We start from the raw sequence: 23,671 nt of genomic DNA, 5'->3' as shown, positions 1-23,671 counted from the left end.
CGGAACGTGAATTTTCGCTATGATATTTCCTTTCTACCTGCGACTGATGAGTGCTATGGAACGTTTCCTTGAGAATATGATGTACGCTGCCCGGTGGCTGTTGGCTCCGGTTTACCTTGGTTTATCGCTGGGACTGTTGGCGCTGACCATCAAGTTTTTTCAGGAGATCTGGCATGTTCTGCCCAATATTTTTTCCGTGGCGGAATCTGAGCTGATCCTGACGCTGTTGTCGCTGGTGGATATGACGCTGGTGGGGGGATTACTGGTGATGGTGATGTTTTCAGGCTACGAAAACTTTGTCTCGGCTCTCGATATCGACGAGGGCAAAGAAAAACTGAGCTGGTTGGGCAAGATGGACTCCGGTTCCCTGAAAACCAAAGTGGCGGCCTCCATTGTCGCCATCTCTTCCATCCATTTACTGCGCGTGTTTATGGATGCTCGCAACGTCGCCGACAACAAGCTGATGTGGTACGTCATTATCCATCTGACCTTTGTATTGTCCGCTTTCGTCATGGGCTATCTGGACCAGCTGTCACGCCGGGACAAAGACCACTAACGTTTGGCGCACCAACCTTTGCCCGTTATGCAAGTTCTTACCCACGACGCCAGGCGCGTTCGCTGCGGCGAACCGTCTCTGTGGCACGCGGGGACTCTCCCTGTCATTTTGAGCGGTTTGTCACAACTCCGTATTGTTACCGGTAACATGTTACCGGTAACAGTGCTACGATTATCGACATAACCGTTTCTATTCGATGGGTGGAGAAGAAGTATGTCGGGTCAAAGCTTTATTTTAATGGGCGTGTCCAGCACGGGTAAATCATCAGTCGGCGAGGCGCTGGCGAAGGCTATCGGCGCCAAGTTTATCGACGGCGATGATTTGCACCCGCGCAACAATATCCTGAAAATGGCCGGGGGCGATCCGCTTAATGATGAGGATCGCGCACCATGGCTGGAGCGTATCCGCGATGCGGCATTCAGCCTTGAACGAAAAAATGAGACCGGCGTTATCGTCTGTTCGGCCCTGAAAAAGAAATACCGCGATCAAATTCGCTCGGGTAACGAGCATGTCACCTTCATCCATCTTTCCGGCTCCTTCGAACTGGTTCTGGCTCGCATGATGGCGCGCCAAAGCCACTTTATGCCTGCGGCTCTCTTAGAGAGCCAGTTCGACACATTGGAGGTGCCGGGTAACAACGAACCCGATGTGGTCACGGTCAGTATTGATGGCAGTTTTGATGACGTAGTGGAGCGCTGCGTCATGGCGGTACGTGGGAGAGCGTGCCGTGCTTAAACGGAGGAATGAATGAATAACAATAAAGTCATTGAGCAAGTCACACATCGTCTACTGGCGCGCAGCCAGGCGTCTCGCAGCCGTTATCTGGCGAAAACGGAAGCCCAGGCGACGCAGGGCAAAACCCGCAGCCACCTGTCCTGCGGCAATCTGGCGCATACGGTGGCCGCCTGTCCGTCCGGCCAGAAAGACACGATCCTGGATTTTACCCGCGTCAATGTCGGCATCATCACCGCTTATAACGACATGTTGAGCGCTCACCAGCCTTATGGCACCTATCCCGACACGATTAAAAAAACGCTGGCCGAACTGGGCCACAGCGCGCAGATTGCCGGCGGTGTGCCGGCGATGTGCGACGGTGTGACTCAGGGACAGGACGGTATGGATCTATCGCTGTTCTCGCGAGATCTGATCGCTCAGGCGACGGCGGTTTCGCTCAGCCACAATACCTTTGACGCTGCGCTGCTGCTGGGCATCTGCGACAAAATCGCGCCCGGACAGCTGATCGGCGCGCTGTCGTTCGGCCACCTGCCTTCCGCCTTCGTACCGTCCGGCCCGATGTCGGCTGGCATCAGCAACGATGAGAAAGTGAAGGTGCGCCAGCAGTATGCGGCGGGTGAAGTGGGTAAGGCGGCGTTGCAGGACATGGAGTGCGAAGCGTACCACTCGCCGGGCACCTGTACGTTCTACGGCACGGCCAACACTAACCAGTTGGTCTTTGAAGCGATGGGGCTGATGCTGCCCGGTTCTTCTTTCGTCGCGCCAAACGATCCGCTGCGGTCGGCCCTGACTGGAAAAATCACCGCGCATATCGTCACTCAGGCCGACAACGGCACCCAGTACCGACCGCTGTCGCGTGTGGTGGATGAAAAATCCATTGTTAACGGTCTGGTCGCCCTGCTGGCCTCCGGCGGAAGTACCAACCACTCCATCCATCTGGTGGCGGTCGCGGCGGCGGCGGGATATGTCCTGACCTGGGACGACATCGAAGCGCTGTCTCAGGCCGTGCCGCTACTGGCGAAGATGTACCCGAACGGTCCGGCCGACATCAATGTATTCCAGCAGGCGGGCGGCGTACCGGCGCTGATGAAAGCGCTGGCGGAGCGTGGTCTGCTGAACATGGACGCCACGCCGGTCTATGGCCGCATGGAAGACTACCTTTCCGCGCCGCGCCTGCGGAATGGCGAATTAGTTTTCGAGCCTGTGGCCGACTCCTCCAATCCGAACGTCATTTCTCTGCCCGGCACCCAGTTCAGCGAACAGGGCGGCCTGAAAGTGCTGGACGGCAATCTGGGACGCGGCGTCATCAAAGTCAGCGCCGTCGCGCCGGAATACCGCTTCATCGAAGCCCCGGCGCGCGTTTTTGAGTCTCAGCATGACGTGGAGAAGGCTTACCATGCCGGCGAGTTTACGAAAGACGTCGTGATTGTCGTGCGCCATAACGGCCCTGCCGCCAACGGCATGCCGGAGCTGCACAAGCTGATGCCGGTGATGGGCAACCTGATGAAGTCCGGACTCCGTGTCGCGCTGGTGACGGACGGACGTCTATCCGGCGCATCCGGTAAAGTGCCTGCGGTGATCCACCTTTCTCCGGAAGCGCAACGCGGTGGCCCGCTGTGTCGGATCCACGACGGCGACGTGATTCGGGTGGATGCGGAAGCGGGTCGTATCGACGTTCAGACCGATCTGTCCGTGCGGCCGGAAACGCATCCGGATCTGGCCCCTGAGCATTTGGGGTCCGGACGTGAACTGTTCTCGGTGTTCCGCCAGGTGGTGTCCAGCGCCGAGCAGGGCGCGTCCATCTTCAACTTCTAACGCCTTCGCCGCGGAAGACGGTGTACGGTCGTCCCGGCCGGATGACGACGGCCCATTCAGGTCTTGTCGTCATCCGGCCTTTTTTGTGCGTACTTCCTGGGAATGGCTATATTTTTTGCAGGCTTCCCAAGGAATTTATGATGAAAAATTCGATGATTTTCGCCTTGGTTGGCGGCGTGGCGTTAACCGCCTGCCATTCCAACGATCCTGCTGAGTTTATGGTGCCTGGCAATGAGCAGATGGAAGTGTCGAAGCAGATGTACGTCTGTGACGACGGCTCAAAACTGGGGGTGATGTACTACAGCAACGAGCCTAACCATGCCGTGCTGGTCAACATTCCGGATGAAGGCAAAATTTTGATGGTCAACGTGCCGGCGGCCAGCGGAGCCCGCTATGTCGGCAACGTCTTCGAGTGGTGGACCAAGGGCGATAATGGGACGTTGAAGCAGGTTATCGAAAATAAGAACGTTGAGTGCCATAAATAAGGCTTCGCCTCGGCGTCTTCCTGAACGTTTATATGGGCGATTTCAGCTTAACTCGCTGGCACATGGAAAAAAACGGTGTGCCGTATATCGGGATATTTGCCGTCTTGTTGATGGTAATAGCCCGACGCGGGAGGCGACGGCGTCCGGCGTCCACCGTTGTACGCCTGTTGCCGCCGGCGCGGGCTCGGCCTTGAGCGCACATGTCTGCCGGGCAGGGTTAACGGCTCCGCGATGCGCTCAACGACGGCGATTGAGGGCACGCTTCGTCAGAGGGCTTGGATTGCGAAAGGGGGGGCGGATGTATTCGAGGTTGTCACCCCATTGCCCGCGTGTTTTCATTAGGCGTCTACGGCGGCCGCGCTCTGTTCCCTTTGGAGATGAGGCATCGTCGGCGACGGGCGCTCCTCTGCCGCTTTTCACGTGGTGAAAGAGCCGATTTACTCTCAGATTACTCCAAGGTTATGTCTCAGATGAACCGGGCGAGCTTTAAGCTCTCGCCAGAAAAAACGCTGTCGGATGATCAGCGGGCGCTCAAGCAGCGCGTGGAAGCCTTTCTCTGTCGGCATCGTCACTCTTCTCAGGCGTGCTTCGTGATTCAGGGGCAGGCGGGCACCGGCAAAAGCGTGCTTTTGCACGCGCTGTTCGCCGATCTACAGCGTGACGCGCGCCAGCAGCCGGATCATCCGCTGTACGGCAGCGAAAACGTGTTGCTCGTCAATCATCCCGAAATGCTCAAGGCCTATAAAAACGCGTCGGACGCGCAATCCGCTCTTCGCAAAAAAGATTATGAGCGCCCGACGACGTTCATCAACCGTATGCGCAAAAGCGAAGACAAGGTGGATATCGCGCTGGTGGATGAGGCCCATTTGCTGCTGACGCGCAGCGATCGCTACAACCACTTTTTTCAGGACAATCATTTGGAGGAAATCCTGAGCCTCGCACGCTGCGTGGTGCTGATTTTCGACGAACGGCAGGTGCTGAAATCCAAAAGCCTGTGGCGAGAAGGCGATCTTGAGCGTTTAATTGCCCGCGGGCCGCACGAAGTTCACCTATTGCGGCATCAGTTCAGGATGAAGGCCGCCACGTCGGTGCAGCGATGGATTGGCCAATTCTGTCAGCGTAAGCTGCTGCCTCTGCCCGTGGCTGCGCCCGGCGAACCGCCGTTTGAGCTGAAGATCTTTGACGACGCGCAGGCCATGTACACGACGATCCGGCGGCGCAACGCCGATAGCGGACTGTCACGGATGCTGTCGACCTATGACTATCCCTATCGGCTGGACGGGCAAGATCACTTCATCGAAGAGGGTGCTTTCCGGCTGCGCTGGGATCGCTCGAAGCCGAACGAGCGCCTGCCGTGGGCGGAGCGGGAAGACACCCTCGACGAAGTGGGCTCGGTGTACACGGTGCAGGGCTTTGACCTGAACTACGTCGGGCTGATTCTGGGACCTTCGGTGTCGTGGGACGCAGAGCGCCGTGAAATCGCCATCGACCCTGCCCGTTACGAAGACGGAGCGGCGTTTCAGGGATCCGGGCATCTTGACGACGCCGAGGCGGTGAAAATCCGTATCATGCTCAACGCCATCAACGTGCTGATGACCCGCGCGATTGATGGACTCTATATTTACGCTCACGACGCAGGACTGCGTCGCCAACTGCTTCTCTTACAGCATGAAGCGGCAAACAACGGAGAGCATCATGTCTGCCAATGAACTGATGTGGATTAACGATCCACGCATGAAAAAGGTATCCCAGCACGTCGACGTCATCGATGCTTCCGTCAACGCGCTGGTGGAGCGAATGTTCGCCGTCATCGAGCGCATGAACGATTCAGGGCTGGCGGCGATTCAGTTAGGGATCCCGCAGCGCATTGTGGTGATTGATATGGATGACGAACACGGCGTGCGCCAGCGTTTGGCGCTGATCAATCCGGAGGTGGTGGAACGGTCTGAGGAAACGACCTTGCATCTCGAGCTGTGTTCCTCCATCCCTCAGCATCCCCTGCCTGCCGAGCGGGCTAAGCGCGTGCGAATGACCTATACCGATCTGGACGGCGTTCGGCAGTCGTTAGAAGCGGGTGGGGCGCTGGCCGTGTGTCTCCAGCATGAAATCGATCATCTGGACGGCTTGTCGCTGATCGATAATTTGTCCGATCTGAAACGTAACCGCATCCGCACCCAACTGGCTAAGCTGCGTCGTAAGCTCGCGCCGAGCGGCGAATAACGCATCTGGCGGCCTGATCGTCGCGAGGACGCATGGGCGAAAGCCGGGATGAATCGAGAACGGGCGCAAAGCGCCCGTTCTCGTGGCGAGAGACCTAGTGGAACAATGGCTGGGGCGAGATCACGCCCGGCACCAGGGCGCTCGTCATCTTCTCGACGATGTGGTTCAGCGGGCAGAGCCAACCGACGCTGGTTTGCTGGCAGAGGCTATCGTGATACTCCTCAATGAGCGGCGGCGCATCTGACGTCAGCGGGCTGAGATGACGCCACTGGTCCAGCGACATGGCGCTGAACGTCAGCCGCACGTAACGTTCATCGCTGTGGGTATCGCGGTAGCGTTCGAACGCCAGGCTACCGCCCGGTGGGATATCGTTACGCGGATATTCGCCCAACTGCCAGTTCATCTGCAGCATGGTCTGGACCTGCGCGATATTGCTGTCATGACCGACGAACATCACCAGCGGTGCCTGCAGGTTGCGGTTTTTCGAGGCGGACGTGGATGTCCCGGCCGTCAGCGCGGCGACCAACTGAGACATTAGCAGCGTGCCGCCGTGTCGCGCCAGCTCCGGGGTGTCGCTGATCAGGTCATATTTAGCCGCGTGTAGCGCCATCAGCGCCGACACTTCGCGGGCATTACGGGCGTGGCCGAAAGCCACCTGAGACAGCGGCAGTCCTTCGCTGTACTGCAAACGGATCGTTTCTCCTATCGTCGACCCCGGCGACAGCGGACCTTTGAGCGACACGCCGTGCTCTTTTTCCACCAGCTTCCACGGCGCGTTCAGGAATTCGCAGGACGACGGCGTATCGGCGCAGGCCGCCGCGCGCAGTAGCGTGATGGCGGGCTGGTAGCGTTGATTCAGGTCGTCTAAACTGCCGGTCCGCGCCGTGATCTGCTGTTTGACGATGTCTGTGTCCGGCTGACTCAGTCCCATATCTACGCTTTGAAACAGCGGATCGCGCTGCTCACGCGTGCTTCCCGCGGTGAGTCCACAGCCCGGGAACATGCCGTCGAGAAGCGCCTGTGCCGTGGCGCGTGTTCTTTGCAGAGGGCTGGACCAGACAAACACCCGTTCCGGCTGCGGACATCCCGCGCCGATGGGCAGACCTGCCTCACGCCAGCGAGCGATTTGATAGGCGCCCTGATGGATAATGCCGGCATAACCGTGGTCGGAGAGATGACCGTCCTGCACCGCCCATTCGGGCCACGTCTTACCGGTCGCTTTGTTCAAGGCCTCGGTTTTCGTCTGAGGACGGACGCCGTGGCGGCTCAGCGTGACGACATGCTCCAGCGTAAATTGCGCCTTGGGCGAGGCCGTCAACGGAAAGGTGGTCATCAGCGCCAGCGTGGCGGCACCCCATTTAAAAATCGTCATAGCGAATAACCAACCTTATGATTAAAAAGTGTATTTAAATCCGGTAGCGTAAGTTGTCTGCCGTTTATCGCTGCTTTTAGACACGGATTCGTGGGTGACCTCGAGGACATATTGCCAATGGGTCAGGAATTTAACTTTCGTTTCTACCTGATGTTCGTAGTCGGCGTCCCGTTTAGCGAAAATAGGTTGGTCACTGAAATAACGAGAGTATTTATAAGATAGCGTCGCGCGGCTGAATTTATATTTTGCCCCGGCATCGATACGGTGCGTGTGCTTGGTCGGTTTAGCGTCGCAATCTGTTATTACGTAGCGATAACGCGTCGCAAGCGCAACATTATCGGCCCCAAACCATTCTGCGTTTAATGAAGGTTTCCAGGTTTGTTTTTCATCGTCAATGCCGGAGGTGATGCCGGGCGTCAATGTCAGCGTAGGGGAAACCGCAAACGCGTAGTCGACGCCAAACTCTGTTTTATCTTTACGTAAATGATTGAATGCCTTGCCTGCTGAGCCATACGATGATTCGCGCGGATGCGTTTCCCACTCGGCAGACAGCCCCAGCCCCTGACTGAAACGGTGTTCAATCCCCCATTTATCGCTATGGGTACGGGAAACATCGCTGAATTCATGTTTCCAGAAAAGAGCAATCGCCTGAGATTGAAACGACATCACATATAAAAGTGTGAATAAAATATGACGTAATAACATGAATCATCGCCGTTTGTGTTAAAAGTGCTGCGAATGCAGGGGGGGATATGACAGAAAAATTGAAATTATTTCTCGCCTGGGCGATGAGATAACATTTTATTAGATAAGGGAAAAATCTAGATGCACCTATAAAATAAAATGCTTTTATTTCACGGTGATTAGATATTCACTCTGCCGATGGCGCGACGTTATTCTCACCGCCAGCCTAATCGGTCGGCTGCCGCGCTTAAGGCAGACGTGTCGCCTTCTTCAGTACGACGTAAAGCACGCTGGCGGCGGCTAGCGAGTTAAAGGCGGGCACGCCCCATTCAACGTTCAGGCCCACCACGCTGCCGATAATGCTGGCGATGATGGCCACCCAACCAACCGCCGGGGTGGCGGCCAAATCCGCACCACCGCGCCAGCAGGCTGCCGGACAGCCCTTCCCGCATCCCCGCATAGCCCAGACGACGGTGACGGTGCCGAAAATGAGGCTGCCGATGGCGATAGCGGTAAACGCCTGGCCTGGCGTCATCGAATGGCCTAATACCGCGCCGAGCATGAACTGATCCAGAGCGGTCAGCATGCCGATATGCACCAGCGCGATATTGAGAAAAGGCAGCCTTGCCGCGAGGGGAACCCGGCTCACCGGGTAATCGTCTATTTTTTCCATGTTTTCCTGGGTCCTTGTGGTTTATCGCCTATTCCGGCAGGCGCGGTCACATCGCTAGATGTATTGAATGCCTTTCACCAGCAGGGTGGGCGGAATGTATTTATCCAGCTCCGAGTGATAACAAAACGCTTTAAATTGATGCAGTGAATGCACGTCGGCCTTTTGGTAAATGCTATATATTCTGTTTTCAACGGTTTTATAGGCAAGGTTGGTTTTTTGGGCGATCTCCTTGCCCGAAAAGCCCTGCAAAATCAGAAAGATCATTTCCAGTTCCGAGGGCGTAAATAAACTATTTTCGACGCGGGTAATCAACGTAGAGGGCGTTTTCTTATCGATGTAAACCAGAGGGGAGAGCGTCGTCAGCGGCTTGGCGTTCCACATGATGCCAATACAGCGTTTTTTGACGTCAAAGATAGGGATTTTTTCGCTGACGAACGGCGAGAGAAAAGGGTCTCCATTCCAATAGTGCGTTTCGATGACGGCGACGCTTTTCTTACCGTGCTCCGTTCGCCTGTCGTGCTCGATGAAGTCTTCCGACATCTCCGCCCATTCGGCGGGGAATTCGGCATCCAGTTTCCCCTCGAACTCAAAATGGGCGGGCGTATTGGTATACTTCAGGGCGGCTTTGTTCATGTAGATATGCCGCGATGCCAGGTCCTTAATTCCCCAGGGTTCGTGCAACGCTTCCATCACGGTAATCAAACCGCCGATATAACGGCCGATGTCCTCTGTGTCGTATGGCATCCCGGCCTCCTTGTATGACGATTGATAACTTACTGAAATTCCTTGTGGAGATAATGACGCGTAAATTGGTGGGCGTAGCCGGGGAGGTGACCGTACTCCTGATAACCCAGCTTCTTGTAAAATCCCTTAGCCTGAAAGCTGAAGGTGTCGACATACGCCATATGGCAGCCGCGTTTTTTCGCTTCCGCCTCGGCCTGCTGCATCATCTGGCGACCTAAACCGGCCTGGCGATACGCCTCGCCGACCCATAAAAATTTGATTTCCAGCGCGCCCCACCAGGTTCTCGCCACCAGTCCGGCGATAATTTCATTATTGTCGTTGGTGAATGTTAAAAAGAGGGGATGAATATCACCCTCCTGAAATTGTTTATTGTGTTGTAATAAACGTTGAATAACAAATTCCTCATCCTGAGGATTTGGGGTATCGGTAATATTTAACTTCATTATGTTTATACTCCTGCTTTTAATAAAGGTTATGTCGCATCCAGGCGAACGATAATCTTTAGCATAAATTGATTTCTGTGACAAGGGAGGTTTTTACTCATTGACCGAACGCTTGAATCGGTTAATTTATTACAGGTTGCATCCAAGAGAATTGAGCCCTTAAATACTCTTATAGAGGAACTATTAGTTGCATCCTCTTTGTCATCACCAGGGAAATATATTTTTATTGGATGGAGGGAATGGTTAGCGGGTGTAAAATTTAGCGTATTTATTCTTAATGATAAAAAATGAATAATAAGCGTTTTTAGATAGCGAGTTTATGATATTAAGCCACACCCTATTTAGGGAAAATGAGCCTCGCAGATGGAGGCTCAGATGAGCGGGCAATTAGTCGACCGACCGCATAAACGCCAGCAGATCTTGATTCAACCGGTCCCGATGCGTCTGGGTGATGGCGTGTGGCGCACCTTCATACACCTTTAATTGAGCGTTTTTGATCATCTCTGCGGCCACCTTGCCTGTAGATTCGAACGGCACGACCTGGTCGGCGTCGCCGTGGATGACCAGCGTGGGAACGTTGATGCTGTGCATATCCGGGCGGAAGTCCGTTTCAGAGAACGCCGTGACGCAGTCGTGCGTGCTCTTCAGCGAGGCCAGCAGTGCGATATTCAGCGTTTGTGTCAGCACGGCGTCGGAGACGCGCATCCCTTTGTTGAGACCGTAAAACGGCGTCGAGAAATCGCTGATAAACTGCGCGCGATCATGCATGATCCCTTCGCGGATGCCGTCGATAACCTGCTGTTCCACCCCATTCGGATAGCCGGCGGACTTCATCAGCTTCGGCGTGACCGCGCTGAGCAAAACCAGCGCGCTGACGCGTTGAGAACCATGCCGGTGAAGGTAGCGGGAAACGTCGCCGCCGCCCATCGAAAAGCCGATCAACGTCATCTCGTCCAACTGCAGATGTTCGATTAATTCGTGAATATCGTCGGCCAGGGTATCGTAGTGATAGCCGTTCCACGGCTGGTCGGAACGCCCGAAACCGCGGCGGTCAAAGGCAACGGCCCGGAAGCCGTGTTCGGCGAAGAAATGCAGCTGACTGTCCCACATATCGGCATCCAGCGGCCAGCCGTGGCTGAACAGCAGCGGTTTACCTTTCCCCCAATCCTTGTAATACAGCTGAGTACCGTCTTTCGTTCTAAACGTGCTCATGCGTAACACCTCTGATTCGTTGCGAAATAGGAAGACGAATGCGTATTCCAGGCCCGTTCGGTGCCGGTTTGGATCGACGCAGACGATACTTTTCAGCTTAGCAGGATCTCCTAATTTGACAGGCCAGGGCGCGGCGGGAACAGTTTATTCATCGCCTCTTCTGGCCATATTTATTGCCTTGATATCAGCATGATTTTCTTTATTTCCCGCGTGGTTTATTTTTTACGAACGCTATTTTGGGGGGGTAAAAAACAGGCTTTTTCTTTGTGATATACCTAATGATATATTGAATTTTTCCTCTGGTCATAGGGATGTCGTTCCTATTTTAGTGCTTATGCTATATCGCGCTGACGCCAAATAATAATGGGTAAGTTGTGTTTTTATTCAGGGGTGACAGCTCCGGATGTTGTGCTACGGCATATAAATGCTGCGCTCACGAATAATAATGTTATCACTTGGCGGTGTGTCCCCATATTTAAGCGATAAACACCTTTCGAAGAATATCTATGCTACGTTTAACACCCAATTGGAATAAGAGGAAATTATGTCTGATGTGCGCGACGACAGCGACAAATACAGTAATAACCTCCCGAAGGTATTACCGGCTGACAATGAAAAGTTATCCGACACGTCCGATAGTGAAAATAACAGCTTATTGAGCGCCGATGCCTTTTTATTGACAGCAACCGCCATAGCCGCCATCGCGGGATTCTTATATGGCTATGATACCGGGATTATTTCCGGCGCTCTGCTGCAAATCACCCATGACGTTTCCCTCTCGTCTCATGCTCAGGAACTGGTCACCAGCGCCATACTGGTGGGCGCCGTGGTCTGGGTTCTGTCCTGCGGTAAGCTGTCCAGCATGCTGGGACGGCGCTACACGGTCATGATCGTCGCCGCGATCTTCGCGCTGGGCGTGGCGGCCATTTATCTGGCGCTGACCATGATGGGTAAGCTGTTGGTCGACCGTATCGGCCGCCGCACTCTGACGCTGTATATGACCCCGGCGCGATCATCAGCCCGGCGCTGCTGTGATGTTTAGATTGAACGCCAACGGAGTTAGGACGGCTGGTTGATTGTGGCCCGCCTGTTCGCCTTTATGGTTTTCAACTCGGGAGGAATTCAGGTCATCGGCTGGCTGGTGGGGTCGGAGGTCTACCCGCTGGGCATTGGCGGCGCCATCTGGTTTTACGCGTTGCTGAATCTGCTGGGGTTCATCTTTATCTACTGGATGATGCCCGAAACGAAAGGGCGCAGTCTGGAAGAGATCGAAACCGCTCTGAAGGAAGGGCGTTTTTATCCTGTTAGCCATCATGAACAAGGCGTCAGACAGGAACCGTAGCACGCGCATCTGAGGGGCATCGCCCCTCTTTTTCGGTTTCATTTTTCCGGTGACCGTTTAGCCTGCTCGCTTACAAGTAAGGCGGTCGCAGGCGCGACGGCCGGCGTCAAATCTGACTGATGATAATCCCGCCGCTCAACACCAGCCCCAAACCGATAAGGGTGAGGATCAGCTCCGTGCGGGTTTTATGTTCCTTGAGGATAAAGATCCCACCCAGCGTGGAGATAATCACGCTCATCTGAGACAGCGTAAACCCGGTCGCCACGCCGTTGCGCTGCGCGGAGATCAAATAACCCAGCGCGGCAATGGCAAAGATTAAGCCGGGCAGCATACTCAAATAGGTTTTCTTCTCTTTAAGCGCACTGCCGAGCTGTTTGATGGAGAGCAGGATCGACATTATCACCATGCCCGCCGTTTGCGGCAGGAAGGCGTCCCACCCGCTGAGATTAAAGAGCCGGGGCAGGGCGGAATAGCCGATGTAGCCGAACATCGAGACGATCAGAATTCCCACCCCGGTGAGCAGATGCTGATCTTGCGAGGCGTTTTTCTTTGAGGTGTAGGTGGTCAGATACACACCGACTATCACCAGAAAGATAGCGAAAAAACCCAGCATTTTGGTGTCTTTCCACTCGCCGAAAAAGCAGACGCTGAACAGGGAAGTCCCGATCAGCTGCAGCCCGGTGGACACGGGCATGGCTTTCGACACGTCGATTTTCGTGAAGGAGACGTACTGCAGATATTGACCGAAGGCCCAGCACATCCCCGAACCGGCTCCGCCCACGATAACCGGCCATACCAGATTCGCTGGCACAAATATCGCGATGATGAGAGCGACGACGAAGGCGCCCAGCGTGGTGCCGATAATCTGGTTATTGGGCGAGCCGCCGATAGAGGACACCAAGAGCGGGAGGATCCCCCAGAATAGTGCCGGGATCAGCGCGATTAGTATGTTCATGCCTATTTCTCTCTTTAGGGGGATTAACGACCTCTCCCCTCCCTTCGGCCGACGGCGCGAAGAGAAAGGGAGGCGGAGTTGTCTGGGGCGGATAAAATTTATCCCTGTCCGCCCTGGAAGGAAGGGTAGAGCGTCATACCGCCGTCGGCGAACAGCGTAATGCCGGTGACGTAAGAGGCCTGCTCAGAGGCGAGCCAGGCCGTGACGCTGGCGATCTCTTCGGGTTCGCCCGCGCGCTTCATCGGGATCATTTTTTCCAGCGCCGCCCGCTTCTCAGGGTCGTTCATTTTTTCTTTGTTGATGGGGGTATTGATGGCGCCCGGCCCGATACCGTTGATGCGAATGCCTTTGTCCGCATATTCCAGCGCCAGCGTCTGCGTCAGCAGTTTCACGCCCCCTTTGCTGGCCGCGTAGCTGGCGAAGGTCGGCCACGGGATCTGTTCGTGCACGGAAGACATATTAATGATGGCGCCCTGAATGTTATTTTTCAGGAAATACTGGATGGCGATTTTGGCGGTCAGAAAATAGCTGGTCAGGTTGACGGAAATGACCTGATTCCAGTCGTCCAGCGTCGCCTCATGGGAAGGCATCTGTTTCTCGATGCCGGCGTTATTCACCAGAATATCGAGACGTCCGAAGGTGTCGATGGCCGTTTGGAGCACTTTTTGCGTATGTTCTTCCAGGCTAATGTCGCCTTTGAAGAGCACTGCCTTTCCCCCGCTCTGCTCAATCGACTCGGCCACTTCATTGGCCCCGTCATCGTCCGAGCGGTAACACACCACCACGTTGACTTTCTCCGCTCCGAATCGCTTGGCAATCGCCGCGCCAATGCCTTTCGAGGCGCCAGTGACGATCGCCACCTTACCCTGTAAATCATTGAACATAATAACCTTCCTCACAGTGATAGTGTCTGTCGCGTTTTTTCAAGCCGCTTTGAGCCCGCCTTTTATGCAGATTGTGTTGGGAGGGCGCGGTGAACACCGGGTGCCAAAGACAATCGCAGAGCCACCGTCGAACCTGATCGATCCCGCTCATGCCCCTGGGAAAACGCCGTGCGTACCCTCTTTGCGGCGGCTCAATATCCGCCCCCAAAATGGCCTGATGCCGGCTTAGCGCTACCGATGAAGACGCGTCATCATTCGTGCCGCTACAGTATAGTCCATGTCGTCCTTTTCTCTTTTTGACCTCGGAAAAGCTGCGAAATACGCTGAATTATGCTGTGAATCTCGCGGGACATTCTGGGCTTAGGCCATCAACGGCGTGGGGGATATTTGGCGGGCATCACGGGGATGACGCGGTTATGGACGGCGTATTGAGTGGGAAAACGCCCCGATGCGATGCGTCCTCAGGGCCGATGGGGCGCAGAGGCCGGATCGTCGATGCGTCAATGCGGAGAGTGCCGCCGCAGGGTCTGCGAAGGTTTCTCGTTGAACAATTTCTGATAGTCGATGGCGAACTGGCTCAAATGCCAGAATCCCCACTGCATCGCGGCATCTTGCACCGTGCGATGCGGGGTGCCTGGGTCAACCAACTCGCGCCGCACCGCGTTGAGCCGGATGATTTTAAGCCAGGCGTTGGGGGCGATGCCCAACACGTTCTGAAAGGCATTTTGCAGGGTGCGGCGGCTGACGTGCAGCCGGTTGCACAGGTCCAGCACGGTGACCGGCTCCGAGGTTTGGCTCAATACATACTCCCGCGCAAAGGCGATCAGCTTGCGGTGATGATGATTTTGCGCCGGTTCCGTGGGCGGCTGAACGTTTTCCAAAAACGACATCAGCATCGTAAGAAGGTTATGGTTCAACAGCTTCTGCGTATTGCCTTTTTTCATCACCTGCGGGAAATGGCAGCTGTACCACAGCGCGTGGCGGATGTAATCGCAGAGCTGTTCCTTGTTGCTGAGATCCATTTGCAGCGTGGTGCCGCGAGTCAGCCGTTCGGTCAGCCACTGCGGATCGCTGAGCGTGCCGATGTATTGATGGAGCACCTCATGCGATATCACGACGCCCAGAATGGAAAAGTCGTCCGGCGTCGAAAGCTCAAACTCTTTCCCGCCGGGGCTGACGGCAATGCCGTACTTGTCCAGCGGCTGTGCGTTGATAAACCCCATGTTCTCCTGGGTCGAGGGAATACCGAACCACAGCGATCCTGCCCAGGCCATGCAGGACTGCCGCAGGGCAAGGTTAGTGTATTCGTGACAGAGTTGCATGCCGTCCAACAGCAGTTCCTGTAGCTCGCCGCGAAAATGACCGGGCGAGACCTGATCGTATAGCTGTTGCCAGGCGGTGATGGTGCGGGACTGGGCGTAAACGTCCTGGGTGTAACTCTGGTGCATAGGACGAGTTGGACTCAGTAACGCCTGGACGGCTTCAGGAGGTGTCGGCTGGGTGTCAAGCTGATGCGGATGAAGGTGATGACCTGTTTTCATCTGTCGTTTCCTCCGGTAAAACCTCTGCGCCGCACAGGGCGCAATGATCCGATGGGTAAGCGTCGTCCCTGCCGGTGGGTGCAAACGGCAGGGACGTTTAGCATACGAAAACTAGACGATGCGGAACATATCCACCATCACACAACGGCGGATACGTACAAAAGTGCGCGCCGACGTCACCCCTTCTCCGGTCGGCGTGGAAATGGTCATGGACGTACAGCCCTCGCCGCCGAATCCCAGCCCGGCGATGCAGGGGCCGTTCTTAACGAAGATGCTGGTGTTGATGCGGCTGGCCATTTTGTGCAGGTGGGTGATGTCGGTCGAATGCATCGCCGCCGTATGGCGACATCCTCCCTCCAACTGCACCGCCAGTTCGATGGCTTCGTTTACGTCGGCCACGCGCACGACGGGCAGCACCGGCATCATCATCTCCGTCACGGCGAAGGGGTGATCCGGAGGCGTTTCCGCCAGCAGTAACCGCGTGTTGTCGCCGACGTCCAGACCGATGGCCGCGGCGATCTTCGCCGCATCACGCCCCACCCAGTCGCGACTGGGGCGGCCTTTCCCGTTTTCGTCGATATCGGTCAGCAGCAGAGGCAACAGCTGTTCGACCTGCTCGCTCGTCAGCAACACCGCCTGATGCCGCTGCATGTCGGCCAGTAACGCGTCGGCCACGCTGTCAACCACGATAGCCACTTTCTCATCGACGCAGATGATGTTGTTGTCGAAGGAGGCGCCGCGCACGATATCGCGGGCGGCACGGGCGATGTCTGCGGTTTCATCCACCACGACGGGCGGGTTGCCTGCGCCGGCGGCAATCAGGCGTTTGTCCGTATATTTGCGCGCGGCCTCCACCACCGCTTCGCCGCCGGTCACGACCAGCAGACTAATGCCCGGATGGCAAAACAGGCGCTGAGCGGTTTCAATGTTAGGATCTTCGACGGTGACCAGCAGATTCTCAGGGCCGCCAGCGGCGACAATGGCCCTGTTCAGCAGGCTGATGGCGTGCAGGGAGACGTTCTTCGCCGAAGGATGCGGCGCGAATACGATGCTGTTGCCCGCAGCGATCATACTGATGGCGTTATTGATGACGGTGGCGGCAGGGTTCGTCGAAGGCGTGACCGAGGCCACCACGCCCCAGGGCGCGTTTTCGATCAGCGTCATCCCGTTGTCGCCGGTGATCGCCTGTGCCGCCAGACTTTCCGTGCCCGGCGTGCTGCGCGCCTGGGAAACATTTTTGGCGTATTTGTCCGTGACGCGTCCCATGCCGGTTTCGGCTACGGCCATTTCCGCCAGCACCTGCGCATAGCGTTCGCCGGTCTGACGGATCGCCTCAATGACTCTGTGCCGCAAGGCCATATTATCCAGCCGTTTCTGCGCATGTGTCGCCGCATCCACCGCCTCATCCAATGAGGCAAAAACACCGTATTGCATGTCGAATTTAGACGCCGGACATGCCGGGGCATCGGGCTCGAATATTGACTGTTCCATACGTGAATCCTCCAGGATAGGTTTAGACCCCATCCGCGCATCGATGGCTGTTGAAACGCGGTATCGCTTTTCCAGCGGGTGTGCCGACCACCCTCACCCGTGCGGTCATCGTTTTACCTGTCGCACGGCGGACAGATTAATCGCATGAATCTGTCCCTGTTTCGGCGCTGCTATCGCCCGCGGGCTATAGGCATGTTGCGACGGTTCAGTGAATGCCACTATCAAAAATCGGCAAACTTCCCTTAAGTTTGATGCGCGTCATAAATTAATGTTTTCGTTAGAACTCATCGTATGGGATGCGGAGAAACAAGAAGAGACAGGTGGAGGCATCAGTTGTGGGGAGTGGGCCTTATTGGTCCAGAGCGCGCGCCTGGGAGAAGAGCGGTTTTATCATCGATGGCGGCCGTGGCTCGGCGTTGAGCGATGCCCGAGACGGCGTATCTCGTCAATGAGTTGCGGCATGGCGTCGATCACCCGATCGGCCCCAGCGTCGAACAGCCGCGTTCGATGACAAGGCGTGGTATGCGCGCCGCCGGTAAAGCCGACCACCAACATCCCCGCGCGTTTCGCCGCCGTTACGCCATGAACGGAATCTTCGATAACGAGCGTATTTTCAGGTGAGGTATTCATAACCTGAGCCGCATGCAGAAAAATATCGGGACAGGGTTTGCCGCGGTCCGGCCCCAGATCCATTGCTGAGAAGATGTGCGGCGTGAAAAGAGGCTTCAGGCCCACCTTCGTCAGCATAAAATCCAGCTGTTCCGAACTCGAATTGGAGCAGATACAGCGGGGAAGGGGAATCTGGGACACGGTCTCCTGTACGCCGGCGATACTGACCAACCTGTCGGCGAAGGCGTTCATCAGCAACGGGTAAAACGCCTGACGAAGGTGGGGAGGGATCGTAGCCCCCTTATCAGCGCGGATCTGATCGATCAGTTCATCCCAGGCAAGCCCGCTGTAGCGATGCGTGAACTCATCAAGCCCGATATTCACTCCCTGTTGATTCAGCAGGGACACCGTCAGTTCGATACCGATGATTTCTGAGTCGACGAGTACGCCGTCACAGTCGAAAATCATCAATGACACGCCCTCTTTCATTCCTTCCTCTCCCAAAAGCGGCCGAACGCCGTCATCGGCGTCGGCCTAGGCCTGAAAACGGCGATCAGGCGCTAATGCGCTGTGGCCGATATTTCACCAGCAGCCGCTGAATGTCCCGCAAACGGGGCACGGCGATGGTGGTCAATTTTTCGCGAGTGACGCTGCGGTCAAGAGAGATACAGTCTTTCCACAGTGAACGGCCCGCGATGACGCCAGATGCGCCCTGTCGAAGCGCAACGTCGACCTGCTGCAGGAACGTTTCGTGGTCGACGCCGGCGGACAAGACGGCCCACGGTACGTCTCCGCAGATCTCCGTGACGGCGGCGCAGGCTTCTTCTGTTCCCGGATACGGGATCTTCAGCACCTTGGAGCCACAGTCAATACAAGCGCGGCAGCCTTCCTGAATCAGATGAGGAAGGTTGCGCTGGTACGCTTCCCTGCTTTCATTTTCCAGCGGGTAGGTGAGGAACTCGACGACCAGAAACAGATCTTCGCGGGCGAAATCGGCGATAACGTTGCGGAGTGTCGCCAGATTAGCGGTATTGGCTTGTGGCGTATCCATGCGCAGATAGATCATGATTTTTCCACCGGTCGCCCCCAGCTCGCGCACTTTGCGGGCGTTGATGCCTTCGACCATTTTCGAAATGCGGTAGCCTTCGGGCGAGGTATCCCAGCCGGAGGCGTCAAGGCCGATGAGCAAGCCGGTGTTGCGCGGCACAATGCCTTCATCAATGATGCCGGGCACGGCGCAGAGCGGATCGACCAGCACGCAGCCCGCCTCCGAGGCCAGATATTGAGTAATATCGTATTTGGTTTTTCCCAGCGTTTCATTGCTGATTTTCGCCTGTTCTTCCGGCGTATCGGCTAATAGCGTTCTCATACCGCCGCGTTGATCGCAGGCCACCACCATCATGGCACCTGTGTTATCGCAAATCATTTGATAACCACGACGTTCTGCTGTTGTCATTTTGTTCATGGATTGATTCCTCGTAGAAGATAAAGAGTAGGTTTCAGGATGACTAAGGCGCTCGCCGACCCAGGAAATAAGACGCTCTGATTCGATATCCTTATCCTGATCCACGGTGAATAGTGGGCCGAACGCCATGGGCTGCGCCCTTTCCGCTAATGCGATTAATTCGGGGATATATTCTTCGCCGGGGTGTCCTTTCACACGGCGGTGACAGCGCTGCGAATAACGCTCTGCCACCCGTGCGGGCGAAATCTGATTCCATATTTCAATCACGGACTCGCAGCCGCATAAAGCAAGGTATTCGGCTAAGACTGATTTATCCCGGAATCCAAACCAGGCATCTAAAATAAATACCGTGTCAGATGGCGAATTTCTTACGATATTGAACATCGCCGCATAAGCGGAATAACCCAGCTGGCGATTCAACGGCCTGTCAATAATATCGGCGAATTGCACCATAAAAGGTTCTTTAATTTCATCGATACTTAAAACCGGAAAATGAAAAGCATCTGCCACCTGATTAGCCACGTAGCTTTTTCCTGATGCCGGTATACCATTAACCAAAATCAGTGTTTTCATAGTAATCCAAGTATTTCATCAACGGTGGTGGCGTGTCTTATTCGACTTAACGTGTCCTCATGATCCAATAGGCCGACGATGGAAGCGATGCCTTCCGTAATATGCGAGTCTCCGTTAATGCCGCCAAACATCACGATAATATCGACCGGCTCGCTGCCGTTAATAGACACGGGCGTCGCAAGCGTGACCATACTGAAACAGTCTTTAATCACACCGCATTCCGGTCTGGCGTGTGGAATGGCTATCCCCTCATCAAAAACATAATAGGCGCCATATTTCAACGTATTATCGATAACCGCTTTAGGATATTCAGCGGTGACAAAGCCACCCTCAATTAAGGGCTTTGCCGCTTTCTCGATAATGTCCTGCCAGGCGTTAACGCTAATGCTGACCTGGATATACGGATTTTGAGCAAGAAATGATTTAATCGTCATATCGCCTCATATATTTTTTCGGATCGTATTTCTCAACTCATCCATTCTCAGGAAAATATCATCAACCCGATGTCGATACGGCTGATAGGCTGAATATATTTTCACCGCCTGGGTATATTTCACCATCAGCTGTTTTTGAATCTCGGTATCCGACGGAGTGCTCTGTAGTCCGGATTCCAGCTGTGTTATTTCCGCATGCAGACTTTCTGCCTCTTCGCTATTTTCATTCTCCGGTCTCCCCGGCGTCTTTTCTGAATGAAAGAGATGTTTTAATTTCGCGAACATATTTCCTCCTCACATCGTGATGGGATAACCCGCTGACTTAACCGCTTATTTGCCCAGTTTTCGGTTCGCCAGCCAGACAATCATGATGACGAAGGCGATAAAGCCGATGACGAACGGCCAGTCACGCTGGAAGGCATGGCCGAGCACCAGGCCGGTGCTGATGACGTCTGAATCGCTGAACGTCACGCCTTTAAAGCCGAAGGTTTCGAGCAGCGGCACCAATATCGCCGGTAGAAAGGTAATGAACAGGCCGTGAACCACGCCGCCGATGATGGCGCCTTTTCTGCCTCCCATCGCGTTACCGAAGACCCCGGCGGCACCGCCCGCGAAGAAGTTGGTCAGCAGGCCCGGCAGGATCATGGCGAGTCCGAACAATGGGAAGACCAGCATCCCGATAATCGACCCGACGGTGGTGGCCAGGAAGCCGACGATGACGGCATTCGGGGCATACGGGAACAGCACCGGGCAGTCGAGCGCGGGTTTGGCGTTGGGCACCAGCCGCATGGCGATACCGCGGAAGGCGGGCACCAGCTCATTCAGCAGCAGGCGGACGCCGCTGTAGAGTACGAAAACCCCGGCAACGAACTGCATGGACTGCATGAACGCATACATGATGTAGTTGGTTTCGCCCGCGAACTGCGCGATGTACGCCGACCCGGCAAAGAGGGCGGGAATGATGTACATCGGCACCATGATGACGGCCATCGACAGATAGGTGTCCTGCAGAAATTTAAAGTTATCGGGCAGTTCCAGATCTTCGGTGGAGCGCGAGTTTTTGCCGATCGCTCGCGCCACCGCGGCCTGAACGAGGTAGCCGATGGTGCAGAAATGCCCGAGCGCCACGTCGTCCGAGTCCGTAATCTTGCGGACGATGGGTTGGGCGATGGCCGGCATCAGTACCGCCATGACGCCGCCGAAGATCCCGCCGGTCAGAATCAACGTAGCGCCCGTCAGCCCCGCTTTATAGCCGATGACGGTGCCGATGGTCGCCATCCAGAGCAACGCCTGACCGGTGAGGAAGATATATTTGAACGGAGTGATCCGCGCGATGAGGATGTTGACGGCAAAAATCACCAGCAGCGTCAGCGCAACTTCGGAACCCAGCTCACGGTTGGCGACGCCGGCAATGGCCGCCACATCCGTGATATATCCCTGCATACCGAATCCTTGGGTAAAAATATCATTGAGAAAGGTCAGGGCGGCCACAATAATATTGATACCCGCCATCATGATCAGAAACCCCAGCAAGGTTTTAAACGTCCCCTCCACGGTTTTGCCGACGGATTTTTTTTGCAGAATAAGACCGATCATCGCGATTAACGCAATTAATATCGAAGCCTGGCCTAGAAAATCAGTCACAATAAAATGAATAATAGCGTCCACAGGTCACCTCATTTTTAGATAGATTTCAGATACGCGAGGATTTTTTCTTCAATTTCTTTTTTGTCGGTGAGCTTATTTAATATGATGACTTTTTTCTTATCCTCTTCGCTGGCATCCGAAGTTAAAATGTCCGCAAACATTTTTTGGGTAAGAATAATGTCGTATTTGTAGGATGACGCTTCTGATACCGTGGTGTGATCGATATTTGCATCAATGGCGAGTTTTTGTAATACGGACTTGGCGCTCATTTCAATAGCAAAACTTGAACCGAGACCGCAGCCACATACGCAGAGTACATTAAGCATAATATTACCTCAGATAAGGTGATTGACTTTAGCGAGTTTGTAGAGATAACTTTCTTCGTCCACCAATCGTTTTTTAATGTTTTCAAGATCTATCGGTATGGCTTTATTACTATTGTTGATGACAATAATTTTATTGGTCAGGCCGCTGTGAATACATCTGACGACCTCTTGTGCGAGAATAGTGCCTTGAATAATTTCCTCTCCCGTCGGCGCGCCATTTCTTAAACCGTATCCCAGAATCGTTTTTCGAATTCGTATCCCTATCTTGTGTTCTATTTTTCCAATCATGGTATCAATCGCCCCCTGAAACCCCGGGGTATATTCTTTGGTATAGCCCTCGGAACACAAAATAATGACGCTGTTCTGTATGGCGATTTTTTGTTTAATCGTTTCCGCCAGAATATCAATGTCCCAAAGAGACTCAGGAATAAGCGCAATATCCGCATTACTTTTTAATGCCGCCTGTAATGTGAGTTCGCCGCAATAGCCGCCGAGCAGTTCGATGATGAATATGCGTCCCGGCAGGCCGCGTCCGGTATTCCGTAATTTGGCGACTTCACTAATAACCTGTTCGCAGGCGGTGGAAAATCCGATGGTGTAACTGTCGCCGTCGATGTCGTTATCGATCGTCATGCCCACGCCGTAGCAGCAGACGCCGTAGCCGCTCAATGTCTTCAAAAACTGAAAAGAACCGTCGCCGCCGCCCATGATCAAACAGTCCAGTTTTTTATGACGAATGTTCCTGACGATTTTCTCGTAGTCGGATTTCCGGCATTTATCCTCTTTCCTCCCTGACGCGATCAACGGCACGGAAGAGAGCGAGAGATCGACCAGGTCGCGGCGCGTGATGTCTTTGCAGCGATTTTCAATCAGCCCATTAATGCCACCGTCGAAAATAACCATTTCAGATTCAGTCATCAGGTTGATCTGAAATAGAAAATTATTCATTCCGCTGACATCGCCGCCGCTTAGTACCAATCCTATTCTCATGGTTGACCTCGGATGAAAGCTCCTCAGTGGCTATGGGATTGATAGTAGAGATGAGGGGATTAATTTTTTTGGAGCATGTCACACTTATGCAACATTTCCCGCAGAGGGCAAGGCTTGACAAGCCTTCTAAGCCTTGGAATTTGTGATGAGCGTCACGTTATTTTCTCTCTGAACGTCTAGTTACTCTTAGTAATTATCTGTTTTACATCTGTTTTGGTTATAGAACCTTTGCCCGATCGAAACGGGCGTTTCGCCCCTAAAAACAGATGCTGCTTTTGTGATTTTCTTCACATTAGTTTGGCGCAAAGCGGTCGGGGAGCTTGGGTTTTGAGAGACGGTGGAGGAGATGTGGGCGATCTTTTTGGCTTCCAGGGGGATAGCGGAGTGTGGGAGGATTTGCTTGTAGAGCGCACATAATATGCTTGCTTTTAATACCACCGAATGAATAATACGTCGAAATTTACACAATGTTACG

The 23,671-nt window shown here is 54.6% G+C and carries 24 protein-coding genes and 2 pseudogenes; 8 read left to right on the top strand and 18 right to left on the bottom strand.

What is annotated here, in order from left to right:
• Window positions 1-55 precede the first annotated feature (55 nt).
• The 6 genes from I6N93_RS12615 (at window position 56) to def (ending at window position 5,811) form a co-directional block, all read left to right on the top strand.
• Window positions 56-556, top strand: a complete 501-nt coding sequence (locus I6N93_RS12615) for a TIGR00645 family protein (protein WP_085687363.1) — start codon at window positions 56-58, stop codon at window positions 554-556.
• 213 nt (window positions 557-769) lie between these two features.
• Entirely contained in the window at window positions 770-1,291 is a 522-nt protein-coding gene (locus I6N93_RS12610; protein WP_085687365.1) for a gluconokinase, read from the top strand.
• A 12-nt stretch (window positions 1,292-1,303) separates the two neighbouring features.
• Window positions 1,304-3,106 (top strand): phosphogluconate dehydratase, encoded by a 1,803-nt coding sequence (gene edd / locus I6N93_RS12605; protein WP_085687367.1) that lies wholly within the window; start codon window positions 1,304-1,306, stop codon window positions 3,104-3,106.
• Between the two features lie 137 nt (window positions 3,107-3,243).
• The gene (locus I6N93_RS12600; protein WP_094108223.1) at window positions 3,244-3,591 is read left to right on the top strand and encodes an MliC family protein; all 348 of its coding nucleotides are present in this window, start codon (window positions 3,244-3,246) and stop codon (window positions 3,589-3,591) included.
• Window positions 3,592-4,052: 461 nt separating this feature from the next.
• Window positions 4,053-5,300, top strand: a complete 1,248-nt coding sequence (locus I6N93_RS12595; RefSeq protein ID WP_085687371.1) for a DUF2075 domain-containing protein — start codon at window positions 4,053-4,055, stop codon at window positions 5,298-5,300.
• Window positions 5,287-5,811: a peptide deformylase gene (gene def / locus I6N93_RS12590; protein WP_167459577.1), complete on the top strand. Its 525-nt coding sequence runs from the start codon at window positions 5,287-5,289 to the stop codon at window positions 5,809-5,811. Before I6N93_RS12595 ends, def begins: the two co-directional genes overlap by 14 nt.
• 94 nt (window positions 5,812-5,905) lie before the next feature.
• On the opposite strand, the gene I6N93_RS12585 is transcribed toward def, so the two are convergent.
• From I6N93_RS12585 to I6N93_RS12560, 6 genes and pseudogenes are all read right to left on the bottom strand, one after another.
• On the bottom strand, window positions 5,906-7,183 hold the full coding sequence (locus I6N93_RS12585) for a histidine-type phosphatase (protein ID WP_085687375.1): 1,278 nt from the start codon (window positions 7,181-7,183) through the stop codon (window positions 5,906-5,908).
• 21 nt (window positions 7,184-7,204) lie between these two features.
• Complete coding sequence (locus I6N93_RS12580) at window positions 7,205-7,888, bottom strand: oligogalacturonate-specific porin KdgM family protein (RefSeq protein WP_085687377.1); 684 nt, start codon at window positions 7,886-7,888, stop codon at window positions 7,205-7,207.
• A 377-nt stretch (window positions 7,889-8,265) separates the two neighbouring features.
• Window positions 8,266-8,540: pseudogene (locus I6N93_RS12575) on the bottom strand (cytosine permease); the annotation flags it as partial.
• 54 nt (window positions 8,541-8,594) lie between these two features.
• Window positions 8,595-9,284: a helix-turn-helix transcriptional regulator gene (locus I6N93_RS12570; protein WP_085687378.1), complete on the bottom strand. Its 690-nt coding sequence runs from the start codon at window positions 9,282-9,284 to the stop codon at window positions 8,595-8,597.
• 29 nt (window positions 9,285-9,313) lie between these two features.
• A complete protein-coding gene (locus I6N93_RS12565; protein ID WP_085687380.1) occupies window positions 9,314-9,727 on the bottom strand; it encodes a GNAT family N-acetyltransferase in 414 nt (137 codons plus the stop codon).
• Between the two features lie 387 nt (window positions 9,728-10,114).
• Window positions 10,115-10,939: an alpha/beta fold hydrolase gene (locus tag I6N93_RS12560; RefSeq protein WP_085687382.1), complete on the bottom strand. Its 825-nt coding sequence runs from the start codon at window positions 10,937-10,939 to the stop codon at window positions 10,115-10,117.
• A 544-nt stretch (window positions 10,940-11,483) separates the two neighbouring features.
• Here I6N93_RS12560 and I6N93_RS17290 point away from each other — a divergent pair.
• Window positions 11,484-11,981, top strand: a complete 498-nt coding sequence (locus I6N93_RS17290; protein WP_232100029.1) for an MFS transporter — start codon at window positions 11,484-11,486, stop codon at window positions 11,979-11,981.
• Between the two features lie 36 nt (window positions 11,982-12,017).
• A complete protein-coding gene (locus I6N93_RS17285; RefSeq protein ID WP_232100164.1) occupies window positions 12,018-12,281 on the top strand; it encodes an MFS transporter in 264 nt (87 codons plus the stop codon).
• 106 nt (window positions 12,282-12,387) lie between these two features.
• Here the strand turns inward: I6N93_RS17285 and I6N93_RS12550 are convergent, their stop codons facing one another.
• The 12 genes and pseudogenes from I6N93_RS12550 to I6N93_RS12495 form a co-directional block, all read right to left on the bottom strand.
• Window positions 12,388-13,236: a GRP family sugar transporter gene (locus tag I6N93_RS12550; RefSeq protein ID WP_085687384.1), complete on the bottom strand. Its 849-nt coding sequence runs from the start codon at window positions 13,234-13,236 to the stop codon at window positions 12,388-12,390.
• Between the two features lie 98 nt (window positions 13,237-13,334).
• Complete coding sequence (locus I6N93_RS12545) at window positions 13,335-14,120, bottom strand: glucose-1-dehydrogenase (protein WP_085687386.1); 786 nt, start codon at window positions 14,118-14,120, stop codon at window positions 13,335-13,337.
• A gap of 500 nt (window positions 14,121-14,620) precedes the next feature.
• Complete coding sequence (gene eutR, locus I6N93_RS12540; protein ID WP_085687388.1) at window positions 14,621-15,661, bottom strand: HTH-type transcriptional regulator EutR; 1,041 nt, start codon at window positions 15,659-15,661, stop codon at window positions 14,621-14,623.
• Between the two features lie 111 nt (window positions 15,662-15,772).
• Complete coding sequence (locus I6N93_RS12535; RefSeq protein WP_373853641.1) at window positions 15,773-17,095, bottom strand: aldehyde dehydrogenase family protein; 1,323 nt, start codon at window positions 17,093-17,095, stop codon at window positions 15,773-15,775.
• A 447-nt stretch (window positions 17,096-17,542) separates the two neighbouring features.
• A complete protein-coding gene (locus I6N93_RS12530; RefSeq protein ID WP_232100163.1) occupies window positions 17,543-18,229 on the bottom strand; it encodes an HAD family hydrolase in 687 nt (228 codons plus the stop codon).
• An 85-nt stretch (window positions 18,230-18,314) separates the two neighbouring features.
• Window positions 18,315-19,226 (bottom strand): tagatose-bisphosphate aldolase, encoded by a 912-nt coding sequence (locus I6N93_RS12525; protein WP_085687417.1) that lies wholly within the window; start codon window positions 19,224-19,226, stop codon window positions 18,315-18,317.
• Window positions 19,227-19,283: 57 nt separating this feature from the next.
• Window positions 19,284-19,799, bottom strand: a pseudogene (locus tag I6N93_RS12520) (AAA family ATPase); the annotation flags it as partial.
• Window positions 19,796-20,233: a PTS sugar transporter subunit IIA gene (locus tag I6N93_RS12515; protein WP_085687394.1), complete on the bottom strand. Its 438-nt coding sequence runs from the start codon at window positions 20,231-20,233 to the stop codon at window positions 19,796-19,798. The pseudogene I6N93_RS12520 and the gene I6N93_RS12515, both read right to left, overlap by 4 nt.
• Window positions 20,234-20,239: 6 nt before the next feature.
• Entirely contained in the window at window positions 20,240-20,518 is a 279-nt protein-coding gene (locus I6N93_RS12510; protein ID WP_176222542.1) for a hypothetical protein, read from the bottom strand.
• 45 nt (window positions 20,519-20,563) lie between these two features.
• Window positions 20,564-21,901, bottom strand: coding sequence for a PTS sugar transporter subunit IIC (locus tag I6N93_RS12505; protein ID WP_085687395.1), 1,338 nt, complete (start codon window positions 21,899-21,901; stop codon window positions 20,564-20,566).
• 14 nt (window positions 21,902-21,915) lie between these two features.
• Window positions 21,916-22,206 carry a PTS sugar transporter subunit IIB gene (locus I6N93_RS12500; protein ID WP_026738698.1) on the bottom strand — a complete coding sequence of 97 codons (291 nt, stop codon included), beginning with the start codon at window positions 22,204-22,206 and terminating at the stop codon, window positions 21,916-21,918.
• A gap of 9 nt (window positions 22,207-22,215) precedes the next feature.
• Complete coding sequence (locus I6N93_RS12495) at window positions 22,216-23,196, bottom strand: 6-phosphofructokinase (RefSeq protein WP_085687397.1); 981 nt, start codon at window positions 23,194-23,196, stop codon at window positions 22,216-22,218.
• Between the last annotated feature and the right edge of the window lie 475 nt (window positions 23,197-23,671).

The organism is Lonsdalea populi (assembly GCF_015999465.1).
Lineage (GTDB): Bacteria > Pseudomonadota > Gammaproteobacteria > Enterobacterales > Enterobacteriaceae > Lonsdalea > Lonsdalea populi.
This window is presented reverse-complemented; position numbering and strand designations above follow the sequence as displayed.

Excerpts from the sequence above, each read along its gene's own strand:
- I6N93_RS12565 (WP_085687380.1), bottom strand. The coding sequence starts at position 9,727 with ATGAAGTTAAATATTACCGATACCCCAAATCCTCAGGATGAGGAATTT.
- I6N93_RS12580 (WP_085687377.1), bottom strand. The coding sequence starts at position 7,888 with ATGTTATTACGTCATATTTTATTCACACTTTTATATGTGATGTCGTTT.
- edd (WP_085687367.1), top strand. The coding sequence starts at position 1,304 with ATGAATAACAATAAAGTCATTGAGCAAGTCACACATCGTCTACTGGCG.
- I6N93_RS12530 (WP_232100163.1), bottom strand. The coding sequence starts at position 18,229 with ATGATTTTCGACTGTGACGGCGTACTCGTCGACTCAGAAATCATCGGT.
- I6N93_RS12595 (WP_085687371.1), top strand. The coding sequence starts at position 4,053 with ATGTCTCAGATGAACCGGGCGAGCTTTAAGCTCTCGCCAGAAAAAACG.
- I6N93_RS12525 (WP_085687417.1), bottom strand. The coding sequence starts at position 19,226 with ATGAACAAAATGACAACAGCAGAACGTCGTGGTTATCAAATGATTTGC.
- I6N93_RS12500 (WP_026738698.1), bottom strand. The coding sequence starts at position 22,206 with ATGCTTAATGTACTCTGCGTATGTGGCTGCGGTCTCGGTTCAAGTTTT.
- I6N93_RS12545 (WP_085687386.1), bottom strand. The coding sequence starts at position 14,120 with ATGTTCAATGATTTACAGGGTAAGGTGGCGATCGTCACTGGCGCCTCG.
- I6N93_RS12550 (WP_085687384.1), bottom strand. The coding sequence starts at position 13,236 with ATGAACATACTAATCGCGCTGATCCCGGCACTATTCTGGGGGATCCTC.
- def (WP_167459577.1), top strand. The coding sequence starts at position 5,287 with ATGTCTGCCAATGAACTGATGTGGATTAACGATCCACGCATGAAAAAG.
- I6N93_RS12510 (WP_176222542.1), bottom strand. The coding sequence starts at position 20,518 with ATGTTCGCGAAATTAAAACATCTCTTTCATTCAGAAAAGACGCCGGGG.
- I6N93_RS12535 (WP_373853641.1), bottom strand. The coding sequence starts at position 17,095 with ATGCAATACGGTGTTTTTGCCTCATTGGATGAGGCGGTGGATGCGGCG.
- I6N93_RS12615 (WP_085687363.1), top strand. The coding sequence starts at position 56 with ATGGAACGTTTCCTTGAGAATATGATGTACGCTGCCCGGTGGCTGTTG.
- I6N93_RS12600 (WP_094108223.1), top strand. The coding sequence starts at position 3,244 with ATGATGAAAAATTCGATGATTTTCGCCTTGGTTGGCGGCGTGGCGTTA.
- I6N93_RS12515 (WP_085687394.1), bottom strand. The coding sequence starts at position 20,233 with ATGACGATTAAATCATTTCTTGCTCAAAATCCGTATATCCAGGTCAGC.
- eutR (WP_085687388.1), bottom strand. The coding sequence starts at position 15,661 with ATGAAAACAGGTCATCACCTTCATCCGCATCAGCTTGACACCCAGCCG.
- I6N93_RS12495 (WP_085687397.1), bottom strand. The coding sequence starts at position 23,196 with ATGAGAATAGGATTGGTACTAAGCGGCGGCGATGTCAGCGGAATGAAT.
- I6N93_RS17290 (WP_232100029.1), top strand. The coding sequence starts at position 11,484 with ATGTCTGATGTGCGCGACGACAGCGACAAATACAGTAATAACCTCCCG.
- I6N93_RS12570 (WP_085687378.1), bottom strand. The coding sequence starts at position 9,284 with ATGCCATACGACACAGAGGACATCGGCCGTTATATCGGCGGTTTGATT.
- I6N93_RS12560 (WP_085687382.1), bottom strand. The coding sequence starts at position 10,939 with ATGAGCACGTTTAGAACGAAAGACGGTACTCAGCTGTATTACAAGGAT.
- I6N93_RS12585 (WP_085687375.1), bottom strand. The coding sequence starts at position 7,183 with ATGACGATTTTTAAATGGGGTGCCGCCACGCTGGCGCTGATGACCACC.
- I6N93_RS12610 (WP_085687365.1), top strand. The coding sequence starts at position 770 with ATGTCGGGTCAAAGCTTTATTTTAATGGGCGTGTCCAGCACGGGTAAA.